Raw genomic sequence first — 8,961 nt, 5'->3', positions numbered from 1 at the left:
AGGAGGAGAAGCTCCGAGAAGGCTGGGACAGGGAGAGGGCGCGCAAATACGCAGAAGCAGTAACAACATACCTAGCAATAGCGTTAATCAAATATGCTAACTATAGTTCTCTTGTCGCAGTGTGGAATCACTCTCTAATAATGGCTCATTCTCTTTCCATGAGGGGTATAGCTATGGTTTGGAACTGGAATGATATGGTTCCTTGGATCAGTTGGACGGGGACGTATCTAAGGAATCTTAAAACATTAGAAGAGGGACTGTCTTATCTTGTTTCTGCTGTTAGTGGTAGTCCTAGTAGGGTTAGGGTTCTGCTTGACGATGCTACCGTGCTTGGAAGTGTTGGGGATGAGAGGTTCGACGTGATAGTGACGGACCCGCCGTACAGGGATAATATACCATATGCTGAGCTCAGCGACTTCTACTATGTCTGGCTCAAGAGGGCCCTGAGTGGTGACAAGCTAGAGGCCAAGTTTCACAGGAAAGCTTTGATGTATAACACCCAGTGGGAGACCTTGGCGATTCACGAGGCCAGTTATAGCGAGGGTAGGCTTAAGTACTTCGGCGTAAAGGATCCCGATCACTATTACAGGAGCCTCATGGGCAAGGCTTTCGCGAGGATGTCGGAGCTTGTGGGAGGAGGAGGCCTGATAGCCACCTACTTCGCCCACACCAGCCCGGAGGCCTGGGTGGCGCTCGTCGATGCGGGTTGGAGGAGCGCCGGCTTGAGGGTCACCAGCGCCTGGGGAATTATAGCTGAGTCGGAGGAGAGAGTCACCGCCATAGGTAAAACAGCTTTGAAGTCCAACATAGTTGTTGTCTGGAGGAAGAGGGCTGAGGATGGGAAGAGGGTTGGCGAGTATCTCGATGTGTATAAGGAGGCTTTCAAGAGCGCCAGGAGAGCCAAGGATGTGGCGCTTGGGTCAGGTCTCTCAGGGGGCGATCTGTTCCTGGCGGTGATGCTCGGTGCTCTATCAATGTTCACATCTTACGATAGAATTGTCCACTTCGGGAGGGAGCTCTCCGCAGGAGACCTTGTGCGGGAGTCATATGCAATAGCATCCAGAGTTATAGCCAACGCATCCGAGGCGTTGAAGTCCCCCGAAGCTCTATTCTACCTAACATCGAAGGCTGTCTTCAGGCTCTACTCCAAGCCTAAGGGGCAGGCATCGCTGCAGGGCGTACCGGTTGAGCCCATAGTACTGTCGAGCCAGGACATAATAACGCTATCGTACGGCTTCATAGGAAACAGCTTGGATCGGGAGAAAGGCTATAAGCTATTTGAGAGTGCAGGCATCGTGAAAAGCACCGGAAATCCGAGCGGGGACAAGAAGTCTAAGCAGAAGGAATTCACCCTGCTCGAGCCCCTCAACACAACAATTGGTGAGCTTAAAAGGGTGCTCGGCGTGAGGGGCATCAACCCCTTGAAGCTAGCCGCTGAGGGGAGGAAGATAAACACCATCGACGTCCTCCACCTGCTCGAATACTATGCTAAGCAGGGCAGCCATGAGTTCCAAGCTGTATATCAGAATCTCTATAACATGTACCCGGAGCTCGTTAAGGAGGCGGTGGAGGCGGCTAAGGTGATCCGCGGGTATGCCTGGGATCCGGAGAGCGATTTGTCCAATCTCGTAATCGAATATATAGAGGGGAGGTGAGGCCTGTGATTGATGCTAAGAGGCTAAAGATAAGGGGCGAGGTTGAGAGCCTAAGGTACGAGCCAGCAGTAGACCTGGGCGATGTTGTGAAGGGAAGGGCGCCCCAGTTCATACAGGATCCCGTGGAGTTCTTCAAGAGAACGCACCTAACAGAATCCATGAAAGCCCTGGTTGTTAAGGTGATCATGAACCTCATAGGGCTCAAGGAGGCGTCTGTGGGGGGCAGAAGGTATGAGGCTAGAAGCAGCCTAATACTCCTGCCATCAGACCTAGGCGGCGGCAAGACCCACTCGCTTATCCTCCTATACCACGTGTTCAACCTGATCAGAGAGTCTCGGAGCAAGGATGAGGCGGCGTCGAAGCTGAGGATGCTTGACAGCGATATAGCAGGCTTCGTCCACGAGAAGTGGGATTCGATTAGGAGCTCGCCCCCAAACCTGGTCTTCATAGACTGCAAATACAGCGACCTTGCTCCGAGCCCGGCGAAGCCCATCGAGATCGGCGGCAGGAAGATCAAGACGATCTGGGGCTACCTAGGACACGTACTCGGGAGATACGACGCCGTGAGGAGCTCAGACGATATGGAGACAGCGCCGTACGCCGATGCCCTCCTACAGGTGCTCGACAGGAGCAGGGCGGTTGTGCTCATCGATGAGATAGGCAGGTACTACGACCAGAGCGGGCTAGAACCTACAAAGATATCTGCGTTCCTAATGAACCTGGCCGAGGCCCTCAGCAAGTATAATGTGAGGGAGGTCACCGTGGTGATAACGATGCCCTATGAGATAAGAGGAGGCCCTGTGGAGCCAAAGCCGGGCATGGAGTACATACACAGGAGAGAGCTTGTCGAGGCTATTGGAAGCGTGTTGAGCAGGGCAAATGTAGATATTATAAAGCCTGTTGGCGAGAGGGAGATAGCCGAGATACTTAGGAAGAGGATATTCGCGTATGAGAGGGAGGAGCTGGATAGGATGGCCAGCGAATTCGTATCAAGCGAGCTTGGTAGGGAATACCCAGCGCATGTTAAGAAGATCCTAGATGATAAGGGCTTCTGGGGGGAGGCTAGGAAGACTTATCCTTTCCACCCAATGTTCCTAGAATTAGTTGAGAAGCTAGCCTACAGGCTGCCACACCTCCAGAGGACCAGAGACGCAATCAAGATTGCAGTCCAGGCGGTGCTAGCGCTAAGAGAAGGGCTGTTCGATGCGGTAGAGGATGAGGTAGGATTGGTGATGCCGTACCACATACCAGTGTTCGTGAGAGAGACGCTGGACGAGACGATTCTCAGGAGCCCTCCAGACGAATACATGGTGTTCCGCTTAGTTCTCATGGAAAACGTAGCAGTCCCCGAGAGCTTCGACAATATAAAGAAACTCGGCAAGGAAGGGTTCTATGAGAAAGTAGTTGCTAGGAACCTCAGAGGCCTAGGACAGGAGAGGGAGGGGCTGGGATTCAAGCTGGCCTCTATAATCTGGCTGCACAGCCTCGTAGGGCTAGGGCTCCCGATGAATTTGGGCTTATACCCAACAACCCAAGACCTCATATACTCGGTATCTCCCACAGATCAAGACATCAAGGGCACTCTAGGGATTCTGAGGAGCACCCTGCCGCAGCTAATTGTGCATGGAGACCCGGAGAGTGATAGTGCCAAGTGGTTCTTCACCAACATACCATCCATAGAGGAGCTGGTCGAAACGCTGAAGAAGAACGTTACAGATGATATGGCTAAGAATAAATTAAAGGAACTCCTGGAGAGTGGACTTTCTGGGAAGAAAGGCAAAGGGAGACCTCCAAAAGGCTATAAGGAGGACTCTATATTCACAGTTCCCCCCGCCAGTGACATCAAATCTATACCCAAGGATTACCTCGAGCGCAGAGACCCAGTATTGTTAGTTCTAGCTGATAGGGTCTCCAAGGACGAGATGCTTAATCTCCTTAAAGGTAGAAACAACATTGTCGTGCTAGCCCCCCACGTGGACGGCATAGGAGAAGCTAAGGAGCTCGCCCCCGAAGATATATCCGGTATCAGAGAGCTCGCCGGGCTCAGGGGCAGGACCGCCTGGGACGGACTCATGGAGATGCTTAGGTACTACATAGCTGCTGGCAGCATAGGCGAGGATCACCTGAAAGCAATGGTGGGGGAGAAGCTAGGTAGAGGCGAGGGAACCTATATAGAGGACTTGCTTAGCGTGTTGAAGGAGAAAGTTGGAAGCAAGAAGGAGTATTATGAAAGGCATTCCTGGACAATGATAAACAGGTGCTATCGCAGGGTTTACTATTATAGGCAGGGAGAGGTTAGGTTTGAGGAGGGACTGTCGCTGGAGTCCGACAAGCCGATACCGGTAGTAGTTGAGGACTTCCTGAGGGATAAGGGGCTCATACCGCAGGAGTTCACTAAAGACAGCATACTGTCTATAGTTAGGGACTACCTAGGCAGGGATCCTAAGGAGGAGCCGATCAGGGTTGGCAGCCTCTGGAGCTTCATAACAACCACGGATAAGGCTAACACGCCCATCATAAGGTATAGTGATTTCATAAACGCTGTTAAGGATCTCATCAAGACCGAGGACTATGCAGTCAAGGCCGGAGGGGAGCTCGTGTGGAAGCCTATATTCAGCAGCAGGGAGGAGACAAAGTCCTCCGGAGAGGGGGAGAAAATACTCGAAAAGGTGGAGGATCTCCTAAAAAGATTAAATATCTCTTGGGATGATGTGGAGCTTGTATACTGGGAAAAAGCCTTCGACGAGTGGCTGAATAGAATATCCAAATCTATTCCCAGCAACAAGGTCGTCAAGGTCGAAGATAGGAGCGGCAGGGTGCTCGACATAAGGGATATCAGGCTAGACCTAAAGAACACGGTGAAGGCTGGGAAGCTCTTCTACGAGGAGAAGAAGTACCCAGTAGAGATCAGCTGCAAGCTGCCGGATAGAGTGCTAGAGGGCAGGGAGTATGAGGTGGAGGCATCTATTGATGTGAAGAACTTCGAAGGGGAGATCCAGGTGAAGTTGAAGCCAGACGAGGGGCTCACCGTGGAACCGAGGGAATTCAGTGGGGAACCTCCGCTCTCCGCCAGATTCAAGATAAAAGGGGATAAAGCCGGCAACTACATCATCACAGCGGACGTCTACGGGAGGGACGGCATCCTAGATTCTAGGGTTATCAGCGTTCAGGTGATCGGGGAGTGGATAGAGGAAGAGATAGCCATAGACACCGCAGGTGGAGGCAAGCCTTTAGGCGATGACGCAAAGGTCGTAAGTATAGTAGTAAGCGAAATAGCAAGACTGCCGGAAATAGCGAAGATCATGAGAGCCCACGGGGGAGCTGTAGCCGGCTTCATAGAAATAAACAGCGAGGCTACGAAGATAAGCCTCAGCATAAAAACCGAGGATCACGCGGTGCTAGACCAGCTTTATAGTACGATAGTCAACATATTTAGGACATCAGGAGCGAAAGCCACCATAGAGACCACCTACACTCCCAAGAGCGAGCTGGAGCTTCGCAGAATCGATGAACTGATAGTCAATAAAGAGGGGATGAGGTTTAAGATTAAGAAAAGAGCTAATACGGGGTAGCGTCCTTGTCGACCGGGTTTAGCTACGCCTTCACCTTCGTGGCTAAGAGGAGGGGGAGGCCTAACTACGAGTATCAGGGTGTTCTGAGCACACATAGGTTATATATAAAGTATTACAGTCTCCTCGAGGGGCAAGACCCTCTAAGAGCTGTCGTCGACAATAAGGAGAAGATAGCTTTCCCAGCTAGGTTCGCGGAGCTTCTCGTGGACTTCGCGAGGGATCTCGGCGGGGAGGCAGTGGGGACTAGGAGGGTAAAGGTGCCCGGTAGGGACGTATACTACGATAAGCAGGTAGTAGTACTCCCAAACGAGGTTGCGTTCAAGAGGCACTTACTATTCGCGCTCACAGCTGCGACATACAGCAATCCTAATGGTGCTAGGCTAAACGCCCTGAGGAGCCTAATACTGAGCATGAACGCAAACTTCCTGAACATCCTGTGCGATATAGCGATCGACAGGTATAAATCCCAAAACCCGGCGCGGTACTGGCATATGATGCGGGTCGGCAGGGCGGTGAAGGCTCTCTATATGCTGGACTGAGTGTTGGAGCATGAGCTCGAATATAGCTCCCCTTACATGGATTGCCGAGAGATATTTGGAGTACAACCCCTTCTTCATATACAGCGGGAGAAACCCGCTGCTACACCAAACAGAGGTTGTGGCCAAGTCCCTCTTCATAAAGCCAACAAGAATGCTCATAGCAGACATGATAGGGCTTGGCAAGACGATTACCGCCCTCAGAGTGCTCGCAGCAATAAGTAGATACAGGGGGCATGGGCTCAAAAGGGTCTTAGTAGCTGTCCCCAGCGTCCTTGTAGATCAGTGGGTAGATGAGATGAAGAAAATGGGCATATCGCCCACCGTAATAGACAGGAAGAGCGTAGACGTCCTAGCCAGGAGTCCTGAGCTACCTTCCGGATGGTATGTAGGGTCTATTGATACTTTAAAGCAGGATAGGTATATGGATATCCTGATCAGGAATAGGTGGGATGCCATAGTAGTGGATGAGGCCCACAAGCTCGGCTACATAGGGTATGAACCGAACGATAGGTGGAAGAGTCTCGGCAGGATCATTATGGACAACAGGGATGCCGTGCTGCTCCTACTCTCAGCAACCCCGCATAGGGGGAAGGCCAGGGACTATCTAGCCCGCCTAGCCCTTATAGACCCATCACTCATAGAGGAGAAAAGCGTGGGGGCTCTGGATAAAGTATTCGACAAGCCCGATTTCTACCGGCAAACTCATAATGTGATCCTGATCAGGAGGAGCAAGGAGGATGTGAACACAATTTATGAGAAGGCCGAAATCTTCAAGCCCTGCACAATGATCGCTGTACTAATAGAGCCTGGCGATGCTGAGAGGAAACTTCTAACGACCATAACTGATCTCGCCGCGCAATACCTTAGAGAATACTATAACTATATGATCAACAACTACGGCTTTAAGCCTGAGAGAGCACAGGCAATAGTCGCCCTGCTAAGAACCCTCCTCATTAAGAGGGGGCTTTCAAGCCCCCAGGCCCTTGTGAAGACTTTCAGCAAGCTCGTCATGAAGAGGGGCGGGTTGGTGGAGACAATCGGCTCCGGGCGCGGCAAGGAATTGGAGAAGGCGGTTCAAGAGATCGAAGAACGCGCTAGAGAGCTCGACGATATCTTGTCAGGCGATGTGGAAGACCTTGAGGAGGAGCTCGATGAATGGTTCAACGGACTGATGTCGTATCTCAGCATGTTCTTGGAAAGTAGGTTAGTAGAAAAGCTCGAGGATGCTAAGAGATATGCGGAGAGCATCCTATCAGGCAATGAAGAAGATTCCAAGGTTAGGACATTAGAGAAGATACTCCGCCTAGTGATGAAGGCAAATCCAGGTGATCTTCCAGCCGAGTTTATGGATCTAGCTAGCAGGAAGGCAATAGTGTTTACAGAGTTCAAGGACACGGCACGATACATCTACAACAAGCTCGTGGGCTGGGCTAGGGAGGAACTAGGAGACCCTGGAGTAGTGAGGATGTTCACGTCGGAGAACAGGGAAGAAATTGATGATATTAGGAAGTGGCTCTCAGAGGATGCCCCGAGAATCCTCATAACAACCGATGTGGCCGGGGAGGGGCTCAACCTCCAGCACGCCAATGTTGTTATAAATTATGAGATAGCCTGGTCCCCCATTAGGCTTGAGCAGAGGATAGGAAGGGTGTGGAGATACGGGCAGAATAGGAATACCTATGTCTTCAACCTATTCTTAGCGGATGCCATGGAGAAGACTGTTGCAGAAGTTGTGTTTGCAAAGCTCTACGGCATCTCGATCTCAGTTGGAAAGCTAGACCCAATCCTTGGAGAAAGGGTGCTGTTATCAACTATAAAAAACGAGCTGCTCGAACATGCCGTGGGGTCGAGGGAGACAATCGGAGAGCTAATACCCCTTGAGATCGACTTTAAGGGAAAAAAGATCTCGCTCTCAGAGTCTAAGATCATAGAGCTCGTGGTCAGCGACGCTAAAAACTTTGTCATGACATTTATAGAGACCCTGGAGAGGCTTGTGTCTGAGATAAACCACAAGAAGATATTTCCATCAAAGTCGTCATCCGAAGAAGAGGCTGAGAGAGTCCGCGAGAACCTCCTTCACCTAACAGGCTTTAGAGACCTCGATGACGCCATCACCGCTGTTAGGAAGATAGTGACCCATATATCCGCGCAACCGAACCTGAAGGTTGTTAGGGAGTCTGAGGATGAGATTATGTTAAGATCTAGCGATGGGGTGGTGTTCAAGATACCGCTGAAAAACCCAGAGGAAGCCCTTAAAACAGTGCAGAGCTATTTCAAGGCAGGCAGCTACCCCAAGTACTTTGTCTACAAGTGTGATAGAAGGGAGGTGATGCTCCTCTCAGAAGCTAGCATCATTGCAAGGGGCTCAGTAATTTATAGGGAACCTATAGGGGTCGTAGGCGACCTCGAAACTGGGAGCATAAGGATACTTAGGGGGACCAGGCTTGTAGAGAAGCTGCTAGAAACCCTAGATAAATCTATTCCTGTGGACGAGGTATACGGCTTAACCGATGCGATCGAATCTGCTAGGCAGGAGGTTCTCTTGGCGTCCCACAACACCTTCTATGAAGAGGAGCTGAGAAAGGGGGTCGGAGTCTTGCTTAGCATGCTAAGTAAATACGAGGATGTTAAGAGTAGGCTTGGCTGCAAAAGCCGGTTCTACATGCACGATCTAGAGGCAGACGTAAATGTGAAGATTGCAGAGCCTCAGTTTATAATGTTTAGCTCTGCATTCTTGCCAGAGGTGAAGGAAGTCCCCAGTGATGAGGTTTGGAGGTGGGCTGAGGACGATGCCATACCCATAGTGCATAACTACGAGCGGCTAAGCGGTAGGGAGGCTACAATGGTATCCGGCTACGAGCACTACGATGTGAAGAGCATAAAGAGGGGAGAGGGCGGGGAAATCCTAGAGGTGAGGTTCATCGAGGTAAAGACTAAAGCTGGTAGATCGCTAGACATTGATCTCACCGGGGAGGAGTTCAGGGCTGCCAGGGAGAAGGGGAAGGACTACTGGCTATACATAGTGTATGGAGTCAGGACTGAAAAGCCCGCTATGCTGTGCGTAAGGGATCCTGCTAGCAAGATCCCGTTTGAGAGGATCATCATTACAGAGGAGCGTGTGAAATACCACTTCACCGCTGGGTAAGCTTGAGATGAAGCCGATCAACATTGAGAGAACTGAGCTAAAAGATCTAC

Annotated in this window: 3 protein-coding genes and 1 pseudogene; all 4 read left to right on the top strand. The window is 51.0% G+C overall.

Going from position 1 to position 8,961, the window contains the following annotated elements; all coding sequences use genetic code 11:
- Positions 1-1,655: pseudogene (locus ACP5KC_RS07280) on the top strand (DUF1156 domain-containing protein); the annotation flags it as partial.
- Between the two features lie 5 nt (positions 1,656-1,660).
- On the top strand, positions 1,661-5,227 hold the full coding sequence (locus ACP5KC_RS07275; protein WP_428287111.1) for a DUF499 domain-containing protein: 3,567 nt from the start codon (positions 1,661-1,663) through the stop codon (positions 5,225-5,227).
- A gap of 5 nt (positions 5,228-5,232) precedes the next feature.
- A complete protein-coding gene (locus tag ACP5KC_RS07270; RefSeq protein ID WP_428287110.1) occupies positions 5,233-5,766 on the top strand; it encodes a hypothetical protein in 534 nt (177 codons plus the stop codon).
- A 10-nt stretch (positions 5,767-5,776) separates the two neighbouring features.
- The gene (locus ACP5KC_RS07265; protein WP_428287109.1) at positions 5,777-8,911 is read left to right on the top strand and encodes a helicase-related protein; all 3,135 of its coding nucleotides are present in this window, start codon (positions 5,777-5,779) and stop codon (positions 8,909-8,911) included.
- Positions 8,912-8,961 lie beyond the last annotated feature (50 nt).

The organism is Infirmifilum sp., assembly GCF_049970975.1.
Lineage (GTDB): Archaea > Thermoproteota > Thermoprotei > Thermofilales > Thermofilaceae > Thermofilum > Thermofilum uzonense.
The sequence above is the reverse complement of the archived record's forward strand: the minus strand, read 5'-3'. Positions and strand labels throughout refer to the sequence as shown.

Bases quoted from the DNA above. Each gene is read 5' to 3' on its own strand.
- ACP5KC_RS07265 (WP_428287109.1), top strand. From the start codon at position 5,777: ATGAGCTCGAATATAGCTCCCCTTACATGGATTGCCGAGAGATATTTG.